The following is a 25,894-nucleotide window of genomic DNA, read 5'->3' as shown; positions in this document are numbered from 1 at the left end:
ACCAACCGAAACCAAAGTACGACAATGCTTTGGTTTCAGTTATTTGTTGTGAATTAAAGCATTTCAAAATCAATGGTTCTTTTCTCGATATTTGTATTCAGAACCAATACTCTTACTCGGTCTCCAATACGGTAGGTACCCTTATACTTCTCACCTATTATAGCCATTTCCTCATCATCGTAGACATAGTAATCATCTTCCATTGAGGAAATACGGATCATACCTTCACATCTTGTTTCTTCAAGCTCTACAAAGATACCCCATTCCGTTACACCTGAGATTACTCCATCCATCGCTTGCCCCACATACTTCTCCATAAACTCCACTTGCTTATACTTAACAGAAGCACGTTCAGCATCGGCAGCTCTTTTCTCCATTTGTGAGGAATGCACACATTTGTCTTCATATTCTGCCGCCTCAGGAGATTGCTTACCATCAAGGTAATGTTGCAACAACCTATGTGACATCATATCTGGGTATCGACGAATTGGCGAAGTAAAATGTGTATAGTGACTGAATCCTAATCCGTAATGTCCTTCAGGTTCCGTTGTATATTTTGCCTTAGCCATTGTACGGATCGCTTGCTGCTCCAAAATATTCTGTTCAGGTTTACCTTCCAGCTTTCCTGACAACTCATTCAACGAACCAGCAAGCTTATTCTCCTTCATATCTATGTCATAACCGAATCGCTTAGCGAACAGAGAGAATGCCATTACTTTTTCAGGGTCTGGAGAGTCGTGAACCCTGTAAACCATCGTTGCATTCTTATTCTCTTTTTCTTGCGGTAAACATATTCTGCTACACGCTTATTTGCAAGCAACATAAACTCCTCGATCATCTTATGGGCATCCTTTCGGATTCTAGGGAAAAGCCCTAAAGGTTTGCCATCCTCATCCAACTCAAAACGGAATTCTACCGACTCAAATGAAATAGCGCCGTTACGGAAACGGTCATCTTTCATCTTCTTGGCAATTTCATTCAGCGTAATGATCTCTTCTGCATAATCTCCTTCACCTGATTCGATTCTTTCCTGCGCTTCTTCATAAGTAAACCTTCTGTCAGAGTGAATCACTGTTCTACCAAACCATTGTTTGTAGATTTTCCCCTCTTCATCCATATTGAATACTGCAGAAAATGCCAATCTATCCACATTAGGATTCAATGAACAAAGACCATTTGACAGCTTTTCAGGAAGCATCGGTACCGTTCTGTCCACCAAGTATACTGATGTTGCTCGCTTTTCAGCTTCTTCTTCCAGTATTGTATCAGGACGAACATAGTGAGTTACATCTGCAATGTGTACCCCTATCTCCCACTGACCATTTTTCATTTTCCTGATTGACAGCGCATCATCAAAATCTTTTGCTGTAAGTGGGTCAATCGTAAATGTGGTACGGGTACGGAAATCTCTCCTTTTCTTGATTTCCTCAGCTGGTATTTCTTCAGGAATCGCTTCCGCTTCCATTTCCACTTCATCAGGAAACTTAAATGGCAATCCATATTCAAACATGATCGAATGGATCTCTGTCTCATTCTCTCCTGCTCTACCCAATACTTTGATTACTTTTCCAATTGGGTTTTTATCATCTTCCTTCCAACGGTCAATTTTGGCAATCACTTTATCGCCATGCTTGGCGTCGCCCAAACCATTTTTAGGAATAAAGATATCTTGGTGCATTTTACGTCCCATCGTCACGACAAAGGCAAACCTTGCCGATAACTCTAAGTGACCAATAAATTCATCACGGGCACGTTCTACTATCCTAACAACTTCTCCCTCTGTACGACGCTTGCGTCCATTAAAATAGGTTCTAATTTCAACTGTATCGCCATCAAGCGCTCGATTCAAGTTGGGAGTACTTACCCAAATATCAGCCTCATCCTCTCCGGTTACAATATAACCAAAGCGAGGGTTTACATGATCTACTGTTCCACGTATCAAACCTTGTGAATTGGTCGATTGGTACCTGTAACCTATCTTCAACAATTGCTGTTCTTCAACCAACTTGTCTAGCAACTTCTCCAGTAAGTCTTTCTGTCCCTTCTTTTTCAACTGAAGTTGCTTGGTAATCTGCCTATGAGAAAAAGGCTTTTCAGGAGCTGAGTTCAGTAAGGTCATGATATTCTTAACCATCAATGCAGCCCCTTCTGTACCTTCACTTTTACTGTGTCTCTTTTTCTTATTGGCTGTGTTTTTATTGTCTTTTTTCTTTTTACTCATTGTATATCTTATTGTTGAACAGGAGCCTTCATATAATACTTAAAAACAAATTAGTACTATCTAACAATCAATTTTAGTACGGCTCCATCATAACCGGTTGTTAACTTTTTATCCGGTCTAACAGCTCCTTGCTGAAGCTGCGCCTAAATTTCAGAAATATCTATCTCTGAAGAAAAATTTATTTAATTAAAGCACCCTTATCTTTATGGATAATTATAGGATTACTCTACAAAAATAGCATGGTAACAAATGGTTATGAATGCTTTTTTGTATTTTGAGGTACTTTATCCTCTAGGTGCTACTATTTTAAGTCGTGACATTAGCATTTTATCATGAATATTGAAGTACTTTTAAGTGAAAAAGTATTGATTAAACCATCACTATCTTCTAAAATTGCTTTTAGCATACATGATATGATAAGCTTAAGTATTTAAAATCAACTTTAGCTTATCTTAAATTAAGGCTATTTCTGAATTCAGACTATAATCTCAACTCTACACTATATTCATAATTCAACCACACATGCTACCACGATCAAAGAACATTATCCTTCTTTTCTTTTTCCTTACTATCACTGCATTTGGAAATCCTCAATCAGAAAACGTCGTTACAAATTCCCAAAATGCAGCTATCATCTCACGGGCTTTGGAAAGTATCTATAAATGGGACTTTGATCAAGGTGTTGCTGAAATAACACAGCTTGAACAAGAAATTGGCGAACACCCAGCTGTTTACTTACTTAAAGCCCTCAACTTGTATTGGCAGAATGTCCCGCTCTCCCACGGTCAACCAGAAACCAAAGAGTATATGAAACTACTGACCAAAACAGTTGAGCTTTCAGACCAACAACTAGAGAAAAATTCATCTGACACTGAAGGTATTTTTTTCAAGATGCTGGCTAAAAGCATGAAGATGCGTCAATTCAGCAGTGACAATGCTACCTTTAAGGCCATTGGTGAAGCTAAAGATGTTTATACACTACTCAGAATTGGTGTAGATAAAAAAGAAGAATTCAATGAATTTTACTTTACGACTGGTATCTACAATTATTATCGAGAAGCCTACCCTGAAACTTATCCTGTTTACAAGCCGGTAGCTATGTTCTTACCATCTGGAGATAAAGAAGAAGGTATCAAACAACTGTATTACGCTAAGGACAATGCCATGTTTACTTCGGCAGAAGCCAGACGCTACCTGATTTCAATCTATACCAACTATGAAAATCAATTAGATAAGGCGATTGAATTATCATCTGAAAATGTAAAACAATATCCTAATAATCTCTTTTTTATCACATCGCATCTTTTTATCCTTTTACGTTCTAACCAGATTGAAAATGGTCTTCCTCTTATGGACAAGCTATTTCAGTCTGAAGATACTTTTTACCAAGCCGTTGCTTATGCTATGCATGGCTATTACGACTGGAAAAAGGGTAACCAAGAAACGGGACAAGAACAGCTGCTAAAAGCTGAAGAACTCATTCAAAATCACAAGGACCGTAATGATTATGTAGCCTCCTTTATTTATTCTGAGCTTTACCGCTGCTATAAATCCCAAAATAACCTATCACTTGCTAAGAATTATGAACGGAAAACCAATGATGAGTTATTTGGAAAGGAAAACATTGAAAGGGTAAATAAGGAAGAGAATTGGTAAGATAGTCTTAGTTAAAAAGCATCGACATCCGAAAAATTACGGATGTCGATTTCTTATTTATTTTCTAAATCTTTTAGTCAAGTCGCCATAGGCATCAATTCTCCTATCCCTGAAAAATGGCCAGATTCGGCGAACATCTTCACTTCTTTGCAAATCTACTTCCACAACAATATTTTCTTCATTGTCATTGGAAGCTTCATACAAGAATTCCCCTTGAGGACCAACCACAAAGCTGTTACCCCAAAACTGAATCCCGTCTGTTACTCCTGAAAAATCCTTTTCAAAACCTGTTCTGTTTACACTGATAACAGGTAAACCATTAGCTACAGCATGTCCTCGTTGAGAGATGATCCAAGCATTTCGCTGCCTGTCTTTTTCATCCTGCGTATCAGCCATTTCATAACCTATAGCTGTTGGATAAATCAACATATCAGCACCTGCCATTGCCATCATTCTTGCACCTTCAGGATACCACTGATCCCAACATACCAATACGCCCAAGGTTCCCACTGAAGTTTCAATTGGTTCAAAACCTAGATCTCCAGGTGTAAAGTAGAATTTCTCATAATATGCAGGATCATCAGGAATATGCATCTTACGGTATGTACCAGCAATACTTCCGTCTTTTTCCAATACGACTGCTGTATTATGATAAATACCTGGTGCTCTCTTTTCAAAAAGAGATGTTACCAATACGATTCCCAACTCTTTGGCTATTGCTCCGAACTCTTCTGTGGATGGACCGGGAATACTTTCCGCCAAATCAAACATGTCCACATCTTCTGCCTGACAGAAGTAGATGCCTGTATGCAACTCCTGTAAAACTACCAATTCTGCACCTTTAGCAACACAATCACGAATACCTGCGATGCTTTTTGCTACGTTTTCTTCCCTGTTGTTGGTACAAGTTTGCTGTACCAAACCAACCTTCAGTATATTCTGTTTTGCCATATATCTTCTCTAGCAAATAAACCTGATAATAGCCAAATTGACTTAAAAACGCTGAATCAATTTCTGACACGTACAACCTGACCCTAAATGATACAAAGCTAAGTGCCCTCCGTCGTAACTTTTCCCAATTTTACTTTCCAACATATCCGTATAACCTTTCCCTATCGTAATATGTGGATAGAAATGCTCATAGGCATACTGGGTAAAATAATGGTTCAAGTATCGGAGACCTGAAGTTGGATTCTGTTCACTAACCCATGCAAAGCATGAAGTATCATCTAATGCTATTGTATGATGGTACTTGGACATAATTGCCACTGACACATCATGAAGATGTTCAAGCCAAGCTTCTTTTTTCACATTCCACCCAATAGTTTCCTCTCCATGTCTGTATATACTTTCAACATGCAGGGCTTTCACTTGAAATTGTTTTGCCACTTCTGACAATTCATGGGTGATTTGAGGTAAGTCTTCCTCACGGGCTAAACACATACAAACAGAAATATGCGGAACCGTATGCTCTTTTTCCAGCAAAAGCTGGGTATCACCAAGCTGACGGTTTACCGCAATAGATTCCTCCAACAAATTGTCAGGCGGAATCACTGCAAAGTCTAATGCGATCATTGTCTAAATACGACAATTGAATGTCGCTAATTTCGGTCTAGAGCTGTTATTTCAAACACACGTTTTAGTATCTGCCTATCTACCTCCGTAAAATCTACATGACGACGCCCCATTACGGCTGTTGCCACCTCGCACATTTTATCGAAATCTGCAGTTACTGTATCTTCTATCCCTCCCCACGCAAATGAAGGAATATGTTTATCTGGAAAACCTCCGCCAAAGATATTTGCACTTACACCAACTACAGTACCTGTGTTGAACATCGTGTTAATACCTGCTTTTGAATGGTCTCCCATCATTAACCCACAAAACATCTGACCTGTTTCAATCAGGTTTCGGGTTTTATAATTCCAAACCTTCACCTCACCATAATTGTTTTTGAGGTTTGAAGTATTTGTATCTGCACCTAAATTACACCACTCAGCCAATACAGAGTTTCCTAGGAAACCATCATGTCCCTTATTGCTATAACCTTGAAATACTGAGTTACTCACCTCTCCTCCAACTTTACAATAAGGTCCAAAACTACAATCCTCATGAACTTTTGCACTCATGTTGATCTTGGTTCCCTCTCCAATACTACATGCCCCTCTGATTACTGAGCCTTCATGGATCTCAGCTCCTTTACCTATATAGATAGGTCCTTTTTCAGCATTCAGAATAGCAGCTCGTATACTTGCTCCCTCTTCAACAAAAATGTTTTCCTCTCCATATACTACTGTGAAGCGATCTTCAATTGGAGCACTTTTTCTACCTTCTGTCACAACAGGAAAGTCTGCAATTATCTGATTACGGGTATTAATAAAAATATCCCATGGATACCTGATAATCACTGGTGTTATCACTATATCCTTCTGTACGTATTTAGTAGCCGAAACCTCCGAAGGATCTCTAAAATGTTCCATAGTACGAACTGCAAGCAGTTCATCTTTCCACATTAGACATTGTCCCTCCTTCAATTTATGAATCCGATCTACCAATTCTGAATTCGGACATACAGAAGCATTTATATACAAGTTGTCACTGCCTGCCTGCAAAGGGAATTTTTCCTGCAAATAATCCTGAGTAAGGTAAGATACATCCGTACCCAATGCCTTTTCCCACTTTTCTGCAAGAGTCATGATTCCCACTCTCAATGCTGATACAGGACGAACAAATGTAAATGGCAATAGATTCACCCTGTTCTCAGGATCATCAAACAGAATTACATTCATTGTCTTTGTAATTGTCAAATAGCTTTAAAAAATAAAATGAGTTGATAGTAGCTAGGTAATATTTGTACACACTCAGGGGTTACCTAAAGCCCACATTATGAGCACTCCCCTTTAAAATTTATTGTTATTCAGTACACAGCATGCAATATAGCTGATTCATGCTATTATTCTGTATATTTTGGGTATACAGGAAGCCCAATTCAAAAAAAAACGTCACAATCTTGACGATTGTGACGCTTCTAGAATCTACAAGAACAGATTGGCTTAGCTTCTTCCGTATTTCTTGTTGAAACGCTCAACTCTACCAGCTTTGTTGATAGCTGACTTCTTACCTGTGTAGTAAGGGTGAGAAGCAGAGCTAATTTCCACTTTGATCAGTGGGTAAGTCTCGCCTTCGAAGTCAATTGTTTCTTTTGTTTCGATAGCTGAACGAGTCAAAAATTTCTCGTCGCTTGTCAGGTCGTGAAATACAACCTCTCTATATTCAGGATGGATTCCTTGTCTCATGTCCTTATGAATTATAAATTTTCTATTTCGTGAACTCAAATCGGATTGCAAAATTAAAACATTATCAACAACATATCAACTATGATTGAGAATATGTTGCTGATTTTCTTTGGAAAAAGAACCTATATGTGTTAATGCATCTCAAAAGCGTCTTCCTATCACTACCTTTTTCATCACTATTGAACTTTCTCCACTTAAATTCAACATTTCAATTCTGATAAGGTAGGCACCCTGCTTTACCAACCGTCCCAACTGATTGGTTCCATCCCATCTATAAAAACCTTCTGAAGTCAATAGCTGATTATCCACCAATTTTCGAACCTGCTGACCATATCTATCAAAGATAGTAATAGTAACTGTATATCCTGCTGAGTTACATTTATACTGTAAGGAGGTAAAATTTACTGAACCTGTTCCTTCTGGAAAAAAAATATCTGAATCCATTACAAAACATTCATTTTCCATTTTAGGATTACCCGAAATTCTCCTTTGTGAATTAGGAGCTGCCGGAGTAGCATAACCTGACTGACCTGAGGACGATCTCCAATTGTTAGCATCATTCACTGGTGCACTATAATCAATCCTTTCCAAAGAAACACCTTCAACATTTTTAAGTAATTCAAAATGATGGTCTTCATCATAATCATACCTTTCCCATTCCTCTCCATTAGGGTTACGCAAAATCACACTACCTTTTTCATTAGGAAATGATGGCATTTCCATTTCCAATATTAATGAGTCTGGTACAGTAGGATAAATACTCCTAAATTTTTCGGCAGATTCTGTAAGAATAAGAAAGGAGTTAGGAAAAAACACATGACTTTCGCTCAATAATGTGTGCGCTTCTTGATTGTGATTAACTAACTGCCAATTCTGTAAACTTAAGTGCTTATCTGAAACATTGTAAATCTCAACAAAATCTACACCTCCAACTTTTGGATTAAATAGTATTTCAGAAAGATTTACCTCTCCAAAATTAGCAACTAATGGTCTTACTAATTCCACTCTTTTATTTTTCACCTCATTCCCACTACAATCATATATTCCACTAATAATCAAATTATAGACTCTATTTTTCTCTAAGCTATCTGATAAAATCAGATATATTTCGTCAGGATTTACTTCTTCTAAAAAGACTTCTTTAACAGATAAACTAAAATTGTATTTTTCTAATTTTATAAAAGTGCTATCTATACTTTCATTCCACTCTAATTTGATAGTATCATTTCCTATGATTTCATACTTAACTAACTCAGGCGAGCTTGTATCAAGATACATACCTTGAATTGAATTTTGTCTACTAGGTGTACCTCCACTTTTATCAACAGAAGCTCTCCAATTTTCTCGCCCAAAACAGTTACTGTTGATATCTATTAGTTCCAGTGACCATCCCCCATCTCTTTTTTCTTTTTCCCACCAACCAGTTTCGTAGTTAACCTGAAAAATCACTTTTTTATTCACATCCAAAATGGAAATTTTGGTTCCTTCATTATTCAATGCTTTCCAATTCTCAATTCCCAATGTTCTTCCAAAAGTTATCCACAGATGTTGATCATCAGCATCACATAAAATAATTCGTTCGGAAGGTTTTATAATGGTTTCTGGCAGTTTGATTTCTACCTCACCTATTTTTAGATAGCAGTCTTGTGTTGAAATATTATGATCAGAATTGTTGATAAGTTCAAGAAATTCACTTTCTGGTAAGCCTATTGTTGGAAATGGATCAGAAAATATTTCAGTTATCAACAAATCCAATGGATTTGGAGCTTTTCCTATCAATATTTCAATCGTCTTTGTTGGTAATTTTCTGCCTAGACAGTCTTCTAGGTCTGAAATTTCTAATTGATAAGCTTGTTCTGTGGATAAACTTTGTAAAAAAGTGATTTCTACTGTCTTTGGATTTATAATTTTGACTACGTCAAAAAAAATTTTTTCGCTTACGCGATAGTTATTCACATTTTCAGCGATTTCTTCATTGATTTTTACTGAAAATTCTAACTGAATAGTCGAGTTATCCACAATTTTGGTAGAACTGACAAAAAAAGCGGGCAAATTATCAATGTTATCAACAAAGTCAGCTGTATTTGGTGATCCTCCTGATGGATCATTTGATATTTGCCAGTTATCAACACCTAAACAAATAGCATGTGGACTTACCATTTCTAATGTATGTCCTCCAGATTGTTGATAATTCCAAATTCGCCTATCATATACCATCGAAGAAATTGTATCTGATAAATGCAATAAAGAAATTCTCGATTCTTCATTGTTTAAGCTATTCCAATCAGGTACTCCCACTACATTCTCATAGTTTTCCCATAAGTTTAACTCTGACTCATCACAAAGAAGTAAAAATTGCTTAGGGTAAATCACCATATTTGGTAACTTTGCTAATCTGGCTCCAATTAAAAGAAAACCATTTTCGGTAGTTAGAATACTATCTGTCTGATTATAGATTTCAATGAATTCACTTTCAGGCATGCCAACAGATGGAGTTGGATCAGGCAATACTTCAGTTATCAACAAATCACCATAATGAGGAATTTTGCCATTGGGGATAATCATTTTAGGAATGTGTAAATTCCTGCCAGCGCAATCCTGAAAAGTGGGCAATGTAATTTCATATTCAATTCCTGTTGATAACTTGTTGAAAAAACGGATTTCTAATTCATTTTTATCCACAATATCCACAGATGATATGGGATTAAGTGGAAAAATCGAAAAGTTATCAACACTAAACAGTTGTTTTTCATTGATTTCTGCAGAAAAAATAATTTTTATCAATGAGTTATCAACAATTTTGACTTCCATAATTTGAAAATCAGGAATTGATTCAACATTATCCACAGAATTGATTGTTCCAGGAGTACCACCTGATAAACTTTCACAAACCTTCCAGTTATCAACACCTAAACAAGTTAAACCTGAATTTATCAACTCTAGTGAATATCCTCCATCACTGTGATTTTCAAGCATTTCAACATTATAAACAATACTGTTAATTATTTGATTTTCAGTAAGTAATGATACTTTACTACCTGAATTAGGTAAATTTTTCCAGTTATCAACACCAATTGTAATCCCATAAGCACTCCACTTATCAACATCCCCTTTATCACATAGAATAACTCTTTCATTTGGACCAATGACTGAATCAGGAAGAGTTATCAACAATTCACCAATCTCTAATTTCACTTCACTTAAAGTCTGGTTATGATCTGTCATGTTGATAACTTCCATAAATTCACTTTCTGGAAGTCCAAATGAAGGGATTGGATCTGAAAATATTTCAGTTATCAACAGTTCACCTTCTTTTGGATTTAAAAATGGCCTAATGATAAATGTTGAATCAGACAAATTTCTTCCGAGACAGTCTTTAATTCCTGAAATTCTAAATTGATAGCTTGACTTTGTTGATAACTTTTTGAGAAATGAGACTTCCACAGTATTGTTTTCAACAATTTGGATGGAATCCAGTAAGATTTTATTAGAAATGATAAAGTTATCAACAAATAAGGCTGTTGATTCATCGATTTCAGAAGAAAATTCGATGTGAACAATTGAGTTATCCACGAGAGAAAGAGATGAGACAGTGAATTCAGGTAAAAAATCAATTCCATCAACAGAATTAATGGATGAAGGCGATCCTCCAGATGGATCCTCCGATACTCGCCAGTTATCAACACCTAAACAAATAGCATTTGGACTTACCATTTCAAGTGAAAACCCACCTTCTTTTTTATCCCCCAACATACTCGGATGATAATAAGTCGAGAAAATTGTATCAGACAAATGAATAATTGAAATTGTATCTCCATCATTGTTTAATCCTTTCCAATCTGGAATTCCAACCACATTTTCATAATTATTCCATAAATCCACCTTTTTTTCATCACAAAGAAGTACAAATTGCTTAGGGTATATCACCATATTTGGTAAATTTGCTGAACTGTTCCCTATCAAAATCTGACACTCTTTTGTTGTTAGAATTTTGTCGGTCGGATTATAGATTTCAAGAAATTCACCTTCAGGTAAACCATATTTAGGAAGCGGATCAAAAAATATCTCAGTAAATAACAGTTCACCAATGTCTGGAACTTTTCCATTGATGATCTCTAATTTTGTTGTCGCCAATTCACGGTTTGAGCAATCTTTTATGCCCAAAACCGTCAGTTCATATTTTTCCCCTGTTGATAAGTTTTTGAAAAAACGGATTTCTAATTCATTTTCTCCTAGAATGTGAACGGAGTCGATAACAGATTCTGGAAAAATCAAAAAGTTATCAACATTTGGAGGAGTATCTCTATTTAGAGGTCTAGAAAAAGTTAACTGAAGAGTATAGTTATCCACAACATTGTGTGAAACTATGTTGAAAGGTGTTAATGTAAATTGTGAATAACCAGTATTATTAATTTTTCCGGGTGTACCTCCTGATGTATCTTTTGATGATATCCACACATCTTTTTTCAAGCAAAAATACTGATAATCAAATAGTTCAATAGATATCCCAACACTGTCTGGGAGCCATTCACTATTGTATTCAACATTGTGAATAAGCTCATTCTCTGTGTTAGTAAGTTGAATGTTATCAACATTATTATTTAAGCTTCTCCAATTAGTTATCCCCAAAACATGCCCAGATTGTTGATAACTTTTTTCATATCCCTTAGGACATAACACGACATACTCTCCTGTTGATAACTCAAAATATGGTAATGAGGTACTACCTGTATTATCCGAAAGCCTAACTTCTGATAGCTGTAACAACCTATCCGATGCATTGTAAAGCTCTATATATTCAGAATTTCCTTCTGTAGGTGTCACCATCAGCTCATTCAAAAACAACTCTCCGGCTCTAGGTGGAAAATCTCTTCGAATTTGAATAGTAGTATCTGAAATCACATTACCATATTCATCTACAATCCCTTTCAGGTTTAAATTATAGTCGATACCGAATTCAAGAGAAGTATCAAATTGAATCACAACCTTCTCTCCTTGTAAATCAGCATAATTTGAAATCCCTATTTCACTGATTTCATAGTGATTAAATATTTCAGAATTAACTTTTTCTAAAGGTTCATCGAATACTATTGTCAGTTCATTTTCAGCTGTAATCCTTACTGCCAATACTTTCGGATACTGTTGATCCCAAATAAAATTTATTTCGGAAGCTGGTAAATACTCCTTGTCAGGAAGGTGGATTTTATTCGTTCTGAGTGTATATAATTGATTTTGTGAGAGGTTTTCGGTTAAGAGGTAATATCGATTCGAGATTCCTACATCCCTTTGAATTGCAAAAATTTCTATTCCATCAATCGTAAAGTCTGATGGTAATATTTGAGAAGGATTAGCCCGTAAATTCACCTCTATTGTTTGAGCAGAAATGACGTTAATCTCTGTAACAGAGGATTGGTATTGTAGCTGGACAGTAGTATCTAAGTGTAGAAGGGATAAATCCATCCACTGTACCTCAAGAAATGAGTTAGTAAAAGTCAAATCTTGTATTGCATTGTTATTTTCATCCGTCGTAATTGAAATTGGATTTTCTGAATTATTCAGAGCAAAATCTGTTACCGAATTAGTTAACACTGGATTGGAATAATGCAATCTCAATGTTTTCATTCCAGTAACCCACACTTTACTTAATTCAGTCACTTCTGTTGAAAAAGTTGTCGTCAGTTGAGGCTGTTTATTTCCTAATACATCCTCTATATTTGAAAGTATAAGCTCGTAGTCTTGTTGGCCTAAATCAGAATAATACAACCACAATTTCTCTCCATAAGTAAAGATCGAATCAGGCTCACCTACTTCTGACAAGTTCATCTGATTTAAAGAAATATTTGAATTGATGATCTCAGAAAAAGTCAATGAAATGACATCAGGATAAAGAAATGTAGTTGTGGTTAAGATTGGTGGTAAAGTATCATAGCTAAAAGACAATGTTTTAGTTGTTAGTACATTACCTTCAATGTCTTTTACATAACGTACAGTTAATTCATAGGTCTGCTCCTGCTCAAAAACACCGTTAAAAAACAATTGAATTAATGATCCATTTACTTCTATAGTTTCGGGAAATAAACCTAGTTCTTGAATTTCATAATGGTTTATGGCCTTTGCTGTTGAACTATCTACAGACTCTGAAAAATGCAATTCTAAGGAATGGTCATTTAATACTTTCAGTTCTGTTATAGAAGGCCTTTTTGTATCAATAGTAAAGGTTAATAATGTATCCAACTGGTTACCACTATCATCTTGTAATTGTTCAATTGAAAGCTCTAAAGCTTTATTCTCTCTAAATGCTTCATCAAAAAGTAAAAACCATCTCAAATCATAATTCTGGTTTCTGACTACAGATGTTGGCTCAACTCCATCTAAAAGAAAATAGTGACTAGACAGGTCTGATATAAATTCTGAAAATTCAATTTCAAGTATTTGATTATTAACTGTATTAAATGAAGTTACTGAGGGTGATCTAATGTCAGGAAAAACAAACACCGTATCAATTGATAAAAGGTTGCCTGATGTATCAGAGATATTTGTCAACTCCAATAAATAAGTACTGTCCTGCTCAAAATCAGTGATTGACTCAATGCTTAATTGACGTCCATCTGTAAACACATCAGCTAAAGACACTGATTGAATTACTACTTGTGAGATGTTAACGTCAGCTATTGATTCATCAAATACAACTGAAATAGAATTATCTGCCTGCGGATTGATTGACTCGATCGCTGGTGGTGCTATATCTGGCGCTTGAGGGTGAATAGTTTGGGTAATGGAAAAATTATCATAGTAAAAAGAAGTCCCTCGAGAAGCTGCACTAAACCTTGCTTGTATGCCAAACCACCCATTCGGTTGGTAGCTATTATCAGTCACTGTCCCTTGACTTATACTATCTACCCACAGCTTCCAGATTCCCCCTTTCTCTCGAATTACTTTTACAGAAATGCTTGGTTGGTCAAGTACTAAGCTAGTCTGGTGTAATAAAGTAGCTGCAGACTCTTCTCCATCTTGGCGATATAATGAAACCCCATCATTGACCATAATGTAGTATCCCTCTACACTACTATTAAGATCTTCAGCACTACTCCAAAGAAATATCCTTGATTGGTTTGTTTTCGCTGTATTGACTGTTAAAGAAAAGTTATGCTGCACATCAAATTCCCAAACCAATTCATCTGCTTCAGCGCTTATTCCTTCTACCTTACTTGAAAAAGCTACTTTTCGTGTTCCCGAACCACCTGAAAAATCGGATTGTAATGTTTGTTGAGTATTAATAACAAAACTGCCTGAAGGCAAAGAACCTGTAGAAGTTATATACTGTTGCCATACATGTGGAGCTGTATCAAGTGAGGTTGAGAAGTCTTCTTTTAATAATACATCTGATTGGGAAAAGAGTACAGAAGGGTAAAGTAAACAGCCTAACAGTGCTAGTTGTGGCAACAATTTCATGATAATTGGGTTTTATAGGTCTTGAAATCAGCATCGAGAAAGACTCAATAATTTAGCTGACTACCATCATGAATTATTGTTTAAAAGGGCATTTACATTACAGGAATACTGATACAGGCAAAGAAGGTTGAAATAACAAGTGATTATACCTTCACAATAAATTAATATCTACCTTTGCGCATCGTCCTGATAATGGGCACCTTCTTCTTTCAATACATGATTATGAAGATTACCTCAACTATCTTAAGTACTTATTTGGAACAAATTTCATGAAGGCAAGAGTCAAAATATTCTTTTCCTACTTCTTTTTTTGGGTAGTTTTTTTCTTAGGTACAAGAGCCTTGTTCATGGCATATAACTGGGACAAGACAATCGAATATCCTATAACAGATTGGTTCCTTGCCATGCTAAACGGTGCACGTATGGATATGGCAATGGCGGGATATATTACATTGCTTCCAGGTCTTATTATAGCGTTGACTGTGGGAATTAAAGGGAGTTTTATCAGACCTGTCATTAATTTCTACACACTACTCTGGATGCTGATTTCGGCATTTTTAGTAGCAGTTGATATGGAATTGTATCGACATTGGGGATTCAGACTAGATGCTACGCCACTGAACTATATAGGAGGGGACAATAACCTAACAAACGTAGCCCCAATAGGTACTACATTAAAGTTGATCCCTATTCTTCTATTAACTGTTTGGGTAGGATTCAGATTTTATTTGCGAGTGGTGGCTAAACAATTCAATCTACTATCACCAATCAATTGGGTGAAGGGATTGGCCTTTATCATACTAACTGCACTACTTATTGTCCCAATCCGAAGCAGTTTTGATGTGGCTCCAATGAATATTGGATTTGTCTACTTTCATAAACAGCCATACCCAAACCACTCAGCAATCAATGTAGTTTGGAACGCCTTTTACTCACTGACCAAATTCAACAAGACTCGCTATCCTAATAATTACTTTGACAAGGAAAACACGGAACAAATATTTACCGATCTGTATAAAGATAATGGAACAACGACCAAACTGCTTAAGACTGACCGTCCTAATATCATCCTTATCGTCTGGGAAAGTTTGAACGCACAGATTGTAGAAGAGTTGGGGCCTGAAAAAGGTGTCACACCACAATTAAGCAAACTAATTAAAGAAGGTGTCTTGTTCTCTAATTTCTATGCAACTGGAGACCGAACTGACAAGGGAATACCGGGAGTTTTGAGTAGCTATCCAAGTCAGCCTAAAACAGCCATTATCAAGTTTAACAACAAGCTTGAAACAATGGATTTCCTTAGCATGGACTTAAGAAAACATGGTTACGATACTGAATTTATTTTCGGTAATGATGTCAACTTTGCCAACTTCAATTCCTATTTCAATATCGCTGGATTTGAAAAGGTTATTCACAAACTGGACTTTCCACAGGAACTTTGGACAACGAAATGGGGCGTACACGATGAGCATGTATTCAAAAGAATCTTAGATGAGCTGAATACTAAACCACAGGACAAACCTTTCTTCTTGACTACTTTGACTATCAGTAGCCACGAACCATTTGATGTTCCTTTAGAGCCTAAAGCTTTTCCGGGAGAAGATAAAACAAACATGTTTTTAAACTCCTATTACTATACTGACAAATGTGTAGGTGAATTTATCTCTGAAGCCAAAAAGCAACCTTGGTGGGATAATACGTTAGTGATTATCACTGGAGATCATGGCGCCTTATACAAGGATGACATCCAATATTACTCAAGAGAACGCTACCAGATCCCGATGGTTTGGACAGGAGGCGCATTGGCTGTTCAGGACACTGTAGTCAGTAAATACGGTTCTCAAACAGATATTGCTACTACCGTTCTCCACCAATTGGATATCAATAAGCGATACAAATTCGGTAAAAACCTACTATCCTCTGAGTCAAACAACTTTGCATTCTATACTTTAAATGATGGTTACGGGTTTGTTTCAGACTCTCTTGAATTGATTTATGACAATGTTGGTAAACAATATATTGTCAACAAGGGAACTGAGAATAGCGATACACTCAATATCCCGAAAGCCTATATGCAAAGCATCTATACAGACTTTAACAATAGAGGCAACGAAGTGTTGATAAAGAAATAAGATAACCTGCTAAATTTGCAGGATTAAAAGGAACTGTATTCAGTTCTGATATTTGTTGAAAAAGGAGCCTTTACCTCCTCAAATTTCAAGTAAAGTTATGGCAAAAAGAGTAGTAGTGGGTCTCTCAGGAGGAGTTGACTCAAGTGTTTCAGCCTATTTGCTCAAAGAGCAAGGCTATGAAGTGATCGGTCTTTTCATGATCAACTGGCATGATGGAAGCGTGACCATCAATGGTGAATGTCCTTGGATTGATGACAGCAACGATGCGTTGCTTGTTGCTCAGAAACTAGGTATTCCATTCCAAACCATCGATCTAAGCAAGCAGTACAAGGAACGTATTGTTGATTATATGTTCGATGAATACGAAAAAGGACGTACGCCAAACCCTGATGTACTTTGTAACAGGGAAATCAAGTTTGATGTATTCATGGATGCAGCCATGAAACTGGGTGCCGACTATGTAGCAACAGGTCACTATTGCCGCAAAAGCGAAACCACGGATGCTGAAGGCAATACCGTTTACCAACTGAAAGCAGGCAAGGATGGCAACAAGGATCAAAGTTATTTCCTTTGTCAGTTGACACAGGAGCAACTATCCAAAGCACTTTTCCCGATTGGTGAACTGATGAAACCTGAAGTAAGAGAAATTGCCAAGGAACTTGATCTTGTTACTGCCGAAAAGAAAGACTCACAGGGATTGTGTTTTATCGGAAAGGTAAAACTACCTGATTTCTTAAAGCAACAACTGTTACCTGTAGAAGGCAACATTGTGGAAGTTGCGGTAGATGCTGACAAGTATCAATATATCGATCCCGAAACCCTACCATTTGAAGAGCGTATTCAGAAGCTGAAATTTATGACAGCTCCATATGATTACGAACCAACTGATGGCAAAGTAGTCGGTAGACATCAAGGTGCTCATTACTATACTATCGGGCAAAGAAAAGGGCTAGGTGTCGGTGGAACCAAACTCCCTTTGTTTGTCATTGCAACAGACACCAAACAGAATGTGGTTTATACTGGTCAAGGTGATGAACATCCGGGACTAAACCGAATCGGTCTGTACATCGCTGAAGAAGATATCCACTGGATAAGGGAAGATATGAAGCTGGAAGTAGGTGAATCTATGCGCTTTGAGACCCGAATCCGTTACCGTCAACCTCTGGAAATGGCAACGCTCTACAGAGAGGCGGATGGTTTGTATATTATCTTTGACAACCCTCAAAAAGGTATCGCAGCTGGACAATTTGCTGCCTGGTATAAGGATGAAGAGCTAATCGGATCTGGTGTAATTGGTTCGTGATAAATAGATAAGTATATAAAAAGAAAAAGCGTGGCAAGTGAAACTCACTCGCCACGCTTTTTTATTATCAGTCCACCCAAAGACTACTCTTTATCCATAAATGGATATTTGTAATCGGTTGGAGGAACAAATGTTTCCTTGATTGTACGAGGAGATACCCAACGCAACAGGTTCAACATAGAACCAGCTTTGTCGTTAGTACCTGAACCTCTACCTCCACCAAATGGCTGCTGACCTACAACAGCACCTGTTGGCTTGTCATTGATGTAGAAGTTACCCGCTGTATTCACCAATTTCTTGGCTGCATAATCAATTGCGTATCTGTCTTGTGAGAAGATAGCACCAGTCAAGGCATATGGAGAAGTCTCGTTCACCAAGTAGATTGCCTCATCGAAGTACTCTTCGTCATAAACGTAAACCGTTACAACTGGACCGAAGATTTCCTCTTTCATTGACTCATAGAATGGATCTTCTGCTTTGATTACTGTTGGCTCAACAAAGTAACCTTTAGACTTGTCATATCCACCACCAGCAATTACCGCTGCTTTGTCAGACTCTTTCGCTCTGTCAATGTAACCTGCGATCTTGTCGAATGAACGCTCGTTGATTACAGCAGAGAAGAAGTTTTTGAAATCCTCAGGAGAACCCATGCGATTGCTAATGATATCTTCGATATCTGCTTTCACATAGCCTTCTACTTCAGCCCATAGGTTACGAGGTACATAAACCCTAGAAGCAGCAGAACACTTCTGTCCTTGGAACTCAAATGAACCTCTAACAATCGCAGTAGCCAAAGCTTTCGCATCTGCTGATTTGTGTGCCAAGATATAATCCTTACCACCTGTCTCACCTACAATTCTAGGATATGACTTGTATTTGCTGATGTTTTCACCAATTGTTTTCCACAGGTGCTGGAATACGCCTGTGGAACCTGTGAAGTGAAGACCTGCAAACTCTGGGTGATTGAAAATTACTTCACCCGCCTCAGGGCCATCAGAATATACTAAGTTGATTACACCGTCAGGAAGTCCTGCTTCCTTGAACAGTTGCATCAGTACATTTGCTGAGTAGATTTGGTCATCAGAAGGTTTCCAAACTACAGTGTTACCCATCATTGCAGGAGCCGCAGGAAGGTTACCCGCAATCGCTGTAAAGTTGAATGGAGTCAAGGCAAAAATAAAGCCTTCCAAAGGACGCTGCTCCAGTCTGTTCCAGATACCTGGTGACGATTCTGGCTGCTCCTTATAGATCCCCGTCATGTATTGTACGTTGAAACGAAGGAAGTCAATAAATTCACAAGCTGAATCGATCTCCGCTTGGAATGCCGTTTTTGACTGTCCCAATACCGTTGCCGCATTTAGTTTTGCTCTGTATGGACCTGCCGCAAGATCAGCCGCTTTCAGGAAGATAGAAGCTCTATGCTCCCATGACAACTCTGCCCACATTTCTTTTGCGCCAAGTGCTGCATTAATCGCCTGCTCCACATGTGACTTATCACCGAAGTGGTATTTTCCAATCACTCTTTGGTGGTCATGAGGAGAAGTGAAGTTTCTTACATCTTCTGTCTTCACTTCATCTGCACCAATGTACATTGGAATTTCGATCACTTCAGAACGCATCTGCTCAATCATTGCCTTAAGCTCGGCTCTTTCGGGAGTACCCGGAGCGTAGCTTTTTACAGGCTCGTTTGTCGCTTTCGGTACATTATAAAATCCTTTCGGCATGGATTTATGTGTTTTAAAAGTTTGAAAAAAACGTCTGTATGTTTTAGAATTCCGACAAGTACACGTGCCGGATATTGGTTACATGTTAGGAGAGTCTATTTTTTACAGGAATTTTTATAAAATAATTGTCTCCCCTATCATATGAACGGCAAATCTATGAAAAAGAGTTGAACGGCAAAATCTCGACTCCCATTCAAATCGATGTTCGCAATTTATACTATGATAAGTTTAGAGATATTAACCTACTGTCCTGCAATAGGTTCTATAATTCCTACCGTTAATGGGAATATGGTCTCTCTTGAAGTTTCATCCCGAGAACTAACCACTACCATAAAACTATTAATAGGCTGATTCTCATCATACAAGCTGTCAAATAAGTAGGATGCCTCAAAAGTAAATGACAAATCATCCCCCCCTGCAGTATCAATTGCAACCTTAATACTCCCTAGTGTATCAAAAGTGAGGAAATCACTTGGATTGACGGTTGTAAAATTAAACTTCCTCCTGAAAAGGTTCATCGTTAAGGTTTGGGCATCTCCTGTCAAATCGGATACGATACCGTCAAAACGAACAGTATCACCACGAGAAACCGCAATACTATCCATACCTGTTGGATAACTTGTTACAAGCACCATTGGTGCACGATTTTCAATCCTTACAGGAAGTGATGTTTCCTCTCCTCTGTTTCCTTCAAAGTCCATGAAGTTCAGTCTTACATTATAATCCCCTGTAGCCACTTGGCTGGAATTAAGTCTGTACTTTCTAAATATCTTGGTTTCTGCCCCTCCAATATCAAAAGTGGTATCGATATCAAGTAACGGCGGAAATAAGTATCCTTCAGGCGCTTCATCAAGTGGATCAAAACTAACCGTATATGTCCCCATGCGGGAATTATCCATAAAGAATGCAGAAAAGATTAAGGCACTATCTGTATCCAGATCACGACTGATCAAAATATCTTCTGTCTTCCTATTGATCTGAAAGTCTGTTACGGTTGGAGGCTCTGTATCTACAAATCTCTCGAACACATCGCAGGATAGACATACCAACATCAGGCATACTGCCCAAAACGTTTTCCTCAATACTTTTTTCATCAATTTCTGATTCTTGAAAGCAATATTACATCTAAATCTTAAATGGCTAACTCCTATTTACATTCTGATAGCCCTGCCTGTTTACACTCTTTATTGTGACACTACAAATGTAATCAGCAGTAAAGCAAAATCCTTGAAAATTAATAATCCCGGAGTTTTCCCCGGGATTATCATTCAACCATTTCAGATTGTATTTATTTTTTAAAAACTACTAGAGCAGTTACCAACAGAAGAATTCCAAAAACTGCATTGGTTAAGATCTTCTGCCATCCGTAATCCTCTCTACTATACAACTTGTTGTTGTGTTCATCTATATTTTCATAGAAGCCACCAAGATCAGTACGGGCTATATTCGCATCACGAAGACTTTTCCCCGTCACTTCTATTGAAACACTAGGTTCCAATGTTTCATATGTCCCTTTTCTAGTGTTAAAATATGTCCAACTCATATAGTCTTTCAAGTTGAACTTACCTGGTTCCTGTGGTTCTATATAATATTCGAAAGTCTTAGTCCCGTAAACCTTTCCATTCGCTCTATTGATATTCTGAGTAACATTTGGCGGATAGAAGATAAAATCTTCTGTTTCCTTCAGTTGTGGCTCTGGAATCGCTGAGATGTTTCCCTCTCCACGAATTGTGAACTTGTATAGAAAACTCTTACCTGTCTCATGCGTAGTCTCAACCTTGTTCTCAGACAATCGGTAATTACCTACACTCACTTCGCCTTTTTTCGGATGCTCAGGTAGTGGTTTTACCTTTACTCTTTTAGTCTTTGAGGAAAATGTCTTAAAGTCTTTTTGCTGGTTACGGCCAAAGAAAGAAGGCTGTTTGGCTACTTTATACTTAATCATCTTCAGACCTACACTCGGTATATTGATGTCCTGTGTATTGAGTGGATAATAAGTAGCTTCATGAATCTTGTACTGACGGTATGACCGCCCGTTGATCATCACATATTCAGGATTGATTGACTCAATATTGAAGTTTTCCTCCCAACAGTTCTTTGGTTTTACCTCTTTCAGGATATCATTCAACTGCTCTCCCAATTTATAGAAATCCATATCGGCACGGTTATTCACTGCCACATAGAAAGAGATATCCATGGTAAAACCCTCACCTCTATATACAGTATTTTTATCCGTAGTTACAGCAAAGAATGCATCATCAGGTACGTCAACAAACTCTTGCTTCTGATTCTTGCGATTCCCCCAAGGGTTTCCCCAAAAATCAGCGAACGGATCATATGCATTTCTTTGTACAGGAGGCCCTACCTTAATTTGTGCACCAGGTGAGCTGACAGTTTCATCATTCACCTTCATTGAAAATGCTTTCAGTGTAAAAGTGCCTTCCTTAGTAGGAGAATAATATTGAATAATGCTCTGTGAGGTTGAAACTTGCCCATTGATAATCGTAGTGCTTGAAGAAGAAGAAGGTCTTCCTTTTCTAAAACCTGAAATCTCAGGGAAGCCTTTATAGTCCCTTAGTTTCCCATTGGTTACTTTCAGTGTGATCTGAAAGTTTTCGTTTTTGCCTATTTCCGTTTTTCCCAACTCGATGGAAGCTTGTTGGGCCTGTGCTTCTCCCCCAAAAAAATACAATACCACAATGAGTAGAGCTGCAGCCAAGTATCTTAGAACACTGCAATCACATGACTGAATTCTGCTATACACCATATTAAATTATATAAATACTTTCTTACACTTAATAATGAAGTAGATAGTGATTACCCACATAAAATCCAACGTTTTTTACTTTTTTAAGTATAAAATATTGCGATAGTGTTAAAATAGGTTTAATTTGTTAACACAGGGTAACTTTTACACTAAACCCTCGTAAAGGAGGAATAGCTAACGCTAAAAATACTTATCTTGACCAAGACAAAAGATGATTTAACATAGCTTAACAGGCTTAAGTACAAGCTTAACCAAGTAAAATATCAACTAACTTTTAAAACGTTTAACCACCATGCTAGAATATTCAAAAACCATCCTCGAGAAGGTGTCTTTTGATCAAACGCTCTTTGAGAAAGAACTTAGCAAAGCTATTGACTTACTCACTGAGGACGAAGCAATTAAACTTAAGAAATGGTGCCAAACGAAATTTGACTTTTTCAATGAGCTTTCTCTCGAAGAATCATTTGAAATGGCAACGCTTTTAGCGTAAGAACTTCTAATCAAAAGTGTATCCAAAAAAATAAACCGACTGTAGAGTCGGTTTTTTTATTGATCACTTATTGCCCTTTTGGCTTTACAAAGTCTATGTTTCGTTTCAATCCCGCCAGCTTCGTCCGTTTCACTGCTGATTTTCTGAACAGTTCCTTGAATACTTCTTCTGTAATTTCCTCCCAGTCAGCCCTACTCATTTCATCCAATTTGGGTGATGGAGCGAAGTCCAGCTCCTGATGAGATTTTGAAAACCGGTTCCACGGACACACATCCTGACAGATATCACATCCGAATATCCAATTATCAAACTTCCCTTCTACTTCTTTCGGAATAGCATCCTTCAGTTCTATGGTAAAATATGAGATACATTTACTTCCATCCACAACTCCAGCATCCACAATCGCATCTGTAGGACAAGCATCGATGCAGCGTGTACATGTCCCACAGTAATCTTTTACTGGTCCATCAGGTACTAGATCAAGATCAATAATCAGCTCAGAAAGGAAAAAGAAACTTCCCATCTGCTTATTCAGCAAAAGGCTGTTTTTACCTATCCAACCGACTCCTGCCTTCTGTGCCCATTGTCTTTCCATCACGGGAGCCGAATCTACAAACACCCTGCCTTCCACTTCACCGATTTCCTCATGAATGTACTTGACCAAATCTTTCAGCTTACGCTTAATGACAAAGTGATAATCTTCTCCGTATGCATACTTTGCAATTTTGTAACTATCATCCTTCGCCACATCCTTTTCTGGATAATAGTTATACATCAACACAACAACAGACTTGGCTCCTGGTACCAACTTTGTCGGATCCAAACGCTTATCAAAATGATTAGCCATATAGCCCATTTCACCATGCATTCCTTCTGAAAGCCACTTCTCAAGCCCTCTCGCCTCTTCTTCCAGAAAACCTGCCTGAGCAATCCCACAGTAATCAAATCCCATGTCAGCCGCTTTCTGCTTGATCATTTGTGAATACCGTTGCCTTTGAATATCATTTGCCATGTTTTTGAGCCCTGCCCATTCTATTTTTGTTCCTACTTATTCATATCATGAACAGAATTCCTATATTGGTAAGTAATTCTACTGTTCAGTGCAAAGATAACCAATGATGATGGCTGTGCCCAATGATCTGCTGCTTGGTTGATTTTCACTAACTTTCTATATCTTAACTAACAGATATCAAGTCTCACTCTGACTCCAAAAATATAATTGTATGCAACAGGATTTGCTGCACAAAAAGGTTATTGAACTAGTTACTGAAAACTATGCCTATGCTTCAGTACTCCACTTTTTTGGAGTACCCTTCTATCAACATTCTGAAGAAACACTTGACAAAATATGTCAACAGAAAAACCTTGACAAAGGAAAGGTTATCAAAGAATTGGAAGAAGCGGGTAAAACAACTAATCCACAACCTGACTTCAATGAGCTGAAAAAATATGACCTTGATCTGGTTATCGAGTACCTCAAGGTAGCCCATATGAAGTTTATCCGTTACAAACTTCCCTATATCGCTAAACTGATTGATGATATTGACAGCAGACTTTTTGACAATCCTGCCGTAGCTGAAGATATGAAAGTAATCTTCCCTGTATTTTTAGAAGACTTTATTAAGCACATCTATGAAGAAGAAGATACGCTCTTCAAATTTATAGAAAGACTGATGCAGGCTGATAGGGGTATATTCAATCCATATATGCTGTTTCGTGATTTGAAAAACCATGACTTGAAACACTTATCTGAAGAACATCACGATGATGAAGATAAAATGTCAGGACTACGAGAGTTAACCAACGGATATCAGGTATGTGAACGTACAACTCCTTACACAAAAGTAATCTACACAGAGTTAAAACATTTCGAAGAGGATTTGATGATACATGCCTGTATAGAAAATGAAATCCTGTTTCCAAAAGCCATAGCTCTTCAAAACAGGATGAAACTCCGACTCTCCCAAAAAGCCCGTATGAACTAATAAATCAAAAAGCCACCTAGTAATTAAGGTGGCTTATCTATTTACTTCAATCCTCTTGTCATTTCTCGCTTACCTGGAGGGCCTGGATAAGACTCTATTGCAAAACCAGCTGACTTTAGGTTACGCTTAAACTGTCCGCTTGCACAGTATGTCACAAGCATACATTCCTCTTGTGACAAAGCGAAACACTTTGCAAGATTATCTTCTGTCCACATATCTGGCTGCTTGCTTGGCGCAAATGCATCATAATACACAAGATTAAAGCGTCTGTTCTTCGCATCAAACTCTTCCAGTTTCTTATCTGCTTTATGCAGAATAAAATTTGGCAGAATCTGTACATCTTCATTCCACGTAGCCTGATGTAACTGGTCAAAGTAAGGGTGTAATGATTCATCAATCAACTGCTTATAATTCAAGCCTTCTACCAGATCGTTATCTAATGGAAATGGTTCTAAAGTAGTATAAACGATTTGGATGTCTGGATTTTTCAAGGCTTCTTCAATAGTCAAGATTGCATTCAAGCCTGTTCCAAAGCCTATTTCCAAGATGGCTACTTCTTTCGTCTTTTCGCTTACAGGTGCAAATCCTGCCTTGATAAACACATGTCTTGACTCTGTTAGTGCTCCATGAGAAGAATGATAGGTTTCATTGAGTTCTTCATTGTAAAGTGTGCTCGAACCATCACCCGTCTCAACTATTTTGATTTTCTTATCTTCCATACTTCATCCATTTACCTTACCTGTCAATTCCTATATGCATAATACTTTCACCAATACTAACAATGACGGTGAAACAGAATTTTCTTGAACAAGGTCAAATCAGGTATTATATCAATTCTATTATTATTATCTTTAAAAACTTACATCCA

At 37.5% G+C, this 25,894-nt stretch carries 17 protein-coding genes; 5 read left to right on the top strand and 12 right to left on the bottom strand.

Features of this window, described 5'->3' with window-relative positions:
* Positions 1–53: 53 nt before the first annotated feature.
* Positions 54–713 (bottom strand): RNB domain-containing ribonuclease, encoded by a 660-nt coding sequence (locus tag V6R21_RS29155; protein WP_334247027.1) that lies wholly within the window; start codon positions 711–713, stop codon positions 54–56.
* Positions 713–2,221, bottom strand: coding sequence for a ribonuclease R family protein (locus tag V6R21_RS29150; RefSeq protein ID WP_334247026.1), 1,509 nt, complete (start codon positions 2,219–2,221; stop codon positions 713–715). The genes V6R21_RS29155 and V6R21_RS29150 overlap by 1 nt, the downstream gene beginning before the upstream one ends.
* A gap of 522 nt (positions 2,222–2,743) precedes the next feature.
* Between V6R21_RS29150 and V6R21_RS29145 the strand changes: the two genes are divergently transcribed.
* Positions 2,744–3,877: a hypothetical protein gene (locus tag V6R21_RS29145; protein WP_334247025.1), complete on the top strand. Its 1,134-nt coding sequence runs from the start codon at positions 2,744–2,746 to the stop codon at positions 3,875–3,877.
* A gap of 57 nt (positions 3,878–3,934) precedes the next feature.
* Here the strand turns inward: V6R21_RS29145 and V6R21_RS29140 are convergent, their stop codons facing one another.
* The 5 genes from V6R21_RS29140 to V6R21_RS29120 all read right to left on the bottom strand — a co-directional run bounded on the left by V6R21_RS29140 (position 3,935) and on the right by V6R21_RS29120 (position 14,625).
* On the bottom strand, positions 3,935–4,828 hold the full coding sequence (locus V6R21_RS29140) for a carbon-nitrogen hydrolase (RefSeq protein WP_334247024.1): 894 nt from the start codon (positions 4,826–4,828) through the stop codon (positions 3,935–3,937).
* A 42-nt stretch (positions 4,829–4,870) separates the two neighbouring features.
* Positions 4,871–5,452: a 2'-5' RNA ligase family protein gene (locus tag V6R21_RS29135; RefSeq protein WP_334247023.1), complete on the bottom strand. Its 582-nt coding sequence runs from the start codon at positions 5,450–5,452 to the stop codon at positions 4,871–4,873.
* A gap of 26 nt (positions 5,453–5,478) precedes the next feature.
* A complete protein-coding gene (locus tag V6R21_RS29130) occupies positions 5,479–6,666 on the bottom strand; it encodes a GlmU family protein (RefSeq protein ID WP_334247022.1) in 1,188 nt (395 codons plus the stop codon).
* Positions 6,667–6,930: 264 nt separating this feature from the next.
* Complete coding sequence (locus tag V6R21_RS29125; protein ID WP_334247021.1) at positions 6,931–7,173, bottom strand: type B 50S ribosomal protein L31; 243 nt, start codon at positions 7,171–7,173, stop codon at positions 6,931–6,933.
* A gap of 141 nt (positions 7,174–7,314) precedes the next feature.
* On the bottom strand, positions 7,315–14,625 hold the full coding sequence (locus tag V6R21_RS29120) for a lamin tail domain-containing protein (RefSeq protein ID WP_334247020.1): 7,311 nt from the start codon (positions 14,623–14,625) through the stop codon (positions 7,315–7,317).
* Between the two features lie 347 nt (positions 14,626–14,972).
* Between V6R21_RS29120 and V6R21_RS29115 the strand changes: the two genes are divergently transcribed.
* Positions 14,973–16,757, top strand: coding sequence for an LTA synthase family protein (locus V6R21_RS29115; RefSeq protein WP_334247019.1), 1,785 nt, complete (start codon positions 14,973–14,975; stop codon positions 16,755–16,757).
* Between the two features lie 97 nt (positions 16,758–16,854).
* Positions 16,855–18,060 (top strand): tRNA 2-thiouridine(34) synthase MnmA, encoded by a 1,206-nt coding sequence (mnmA, locus tag V6R21_RS29110; RefSeq protein ID WP_334247018.1) that lies wholly within the window; start codon positions 16,855–16,857, stop codon positions 18,058–18,060.
* Between the two features lie 83 nt (positions 18,061–18,143).
* Here mnmA and pruA read toward each other — a convergent pair whose 3' ends face one another.
* From pruA to V6R21_RS29095, 3 genes are all read right to left on the bottom strand, one after another.
* Entirely contained in the window at positions 18,144–19,784 is a 1,641-nt protein-coding gene (gene pruA, locus V6R21_RS29105; protein ID WP_334247017.1) for an L-glutamate gamma-semialdehyde dehydrogenase, read from the bottom strand.
* A gap of 242 nt (positions 19,785–20,026) precedes the next feature.
* Complete coding sequence (locus V6R21_RS29100) at positions 20,027–20,878, bottom strand: hypothetical protein (protein WP_334247016.1); 852 nt, start codon at positions 20,876–20,878, stop codon at positions 20,027–20,029.
* A gap of 194 nt (positions 20,879–21,072) precedes the next feature.
* Positions 21,073–22,551: a BatD family protein gene (locus V6R21_RS29095; RefSeq protein WP_334247015.1), complete on the bottom strand. Its 1,479-nt coding sequence runs from the start codon at positions 22,549–22,551 to the stop codon at positions 21,073–21,075.
* Positions 22,552–22,843: 292 nt separating this feature from the next.
* Between V6R21_RS29095 and V6R21_RS29090 the strand changes: the two genes are divergently transcribed.
* Complete coding sequence (locus tag V6R21_RS29090; protein ID WP_334247014.1) at positions 22,844–23,041, top strand: hypothetical protein; 198 nt, start codon at positions 22,844–22,846, stop codon at positions 23,039–23,041.
* Between the two features lie 67 nt (positions 23,042–23,108).
* Here V6R21_RS29090 and queG read toward each other — a convergent pair whose 3' ends face one another.
* Entirely contained in the window at positions 23,109–24,053 is a 945-nt protein-coding gene (queG, locus tag V6R21_RS29085) for a tRNA epoxyqueuosine(34) reductase QueG (RefSeq protein WP_334247013.1), read from the bottom strand.
* Positions 24,054–24,264: 211 nt separating this feature from the next.
* On the opposite strand from queG, the gene V6R21_RS29080 reads away from it, so the two are divergent.
* Positions 24,265–25,026 carry a hemerythrin domain-containing protein gene (locus tag V6R21_RS29080; protein WP_334247012.1) on the top strand — a complete coding sequence of 254 codons (762 nt, stop codon included), beginning with the start codon at positions 24,265–24,267 and terminating at the stop codon, positions 25,024–25,026.
* 41 nt (positions 25,027–25,067) lie between these two features.
* Here V6R21_RS29080 and mnmD read toward each other — a convergent pair whose 3' ends face one another.
* Positions 25,068–25,745 carry a tRNA (5-methylaminomethyl-2-thiouridine)(34)-methyltransferase MnmD gene (mnmD, locus tag V6R21_RS29075; protein ID WP_334247011.1) on the bottom strand — a complete coding sequence of 226 codons (678 nt, stop codon included), beginning with the start codon at positions 25,743–25,745 and terminating at the stop codon, positions 25,068–25,070.
* Between the last annotated feature and the right edge of the window lie 149 nt (positions 25,746–25,894).

This window comes from Limibacter armeniacum (assembly GCF_036880985.1).
GTDB lineage: Bacteria > Bacteroidota > Bacteroidia > Cytophagales > Flammeovirgaceae > Limibacter > Limibacter armeniacum.
Note: the sequence above shows the minus strand (reverse complement) of the source record. Positions and strands in the feature narration are given on the sequence as shown.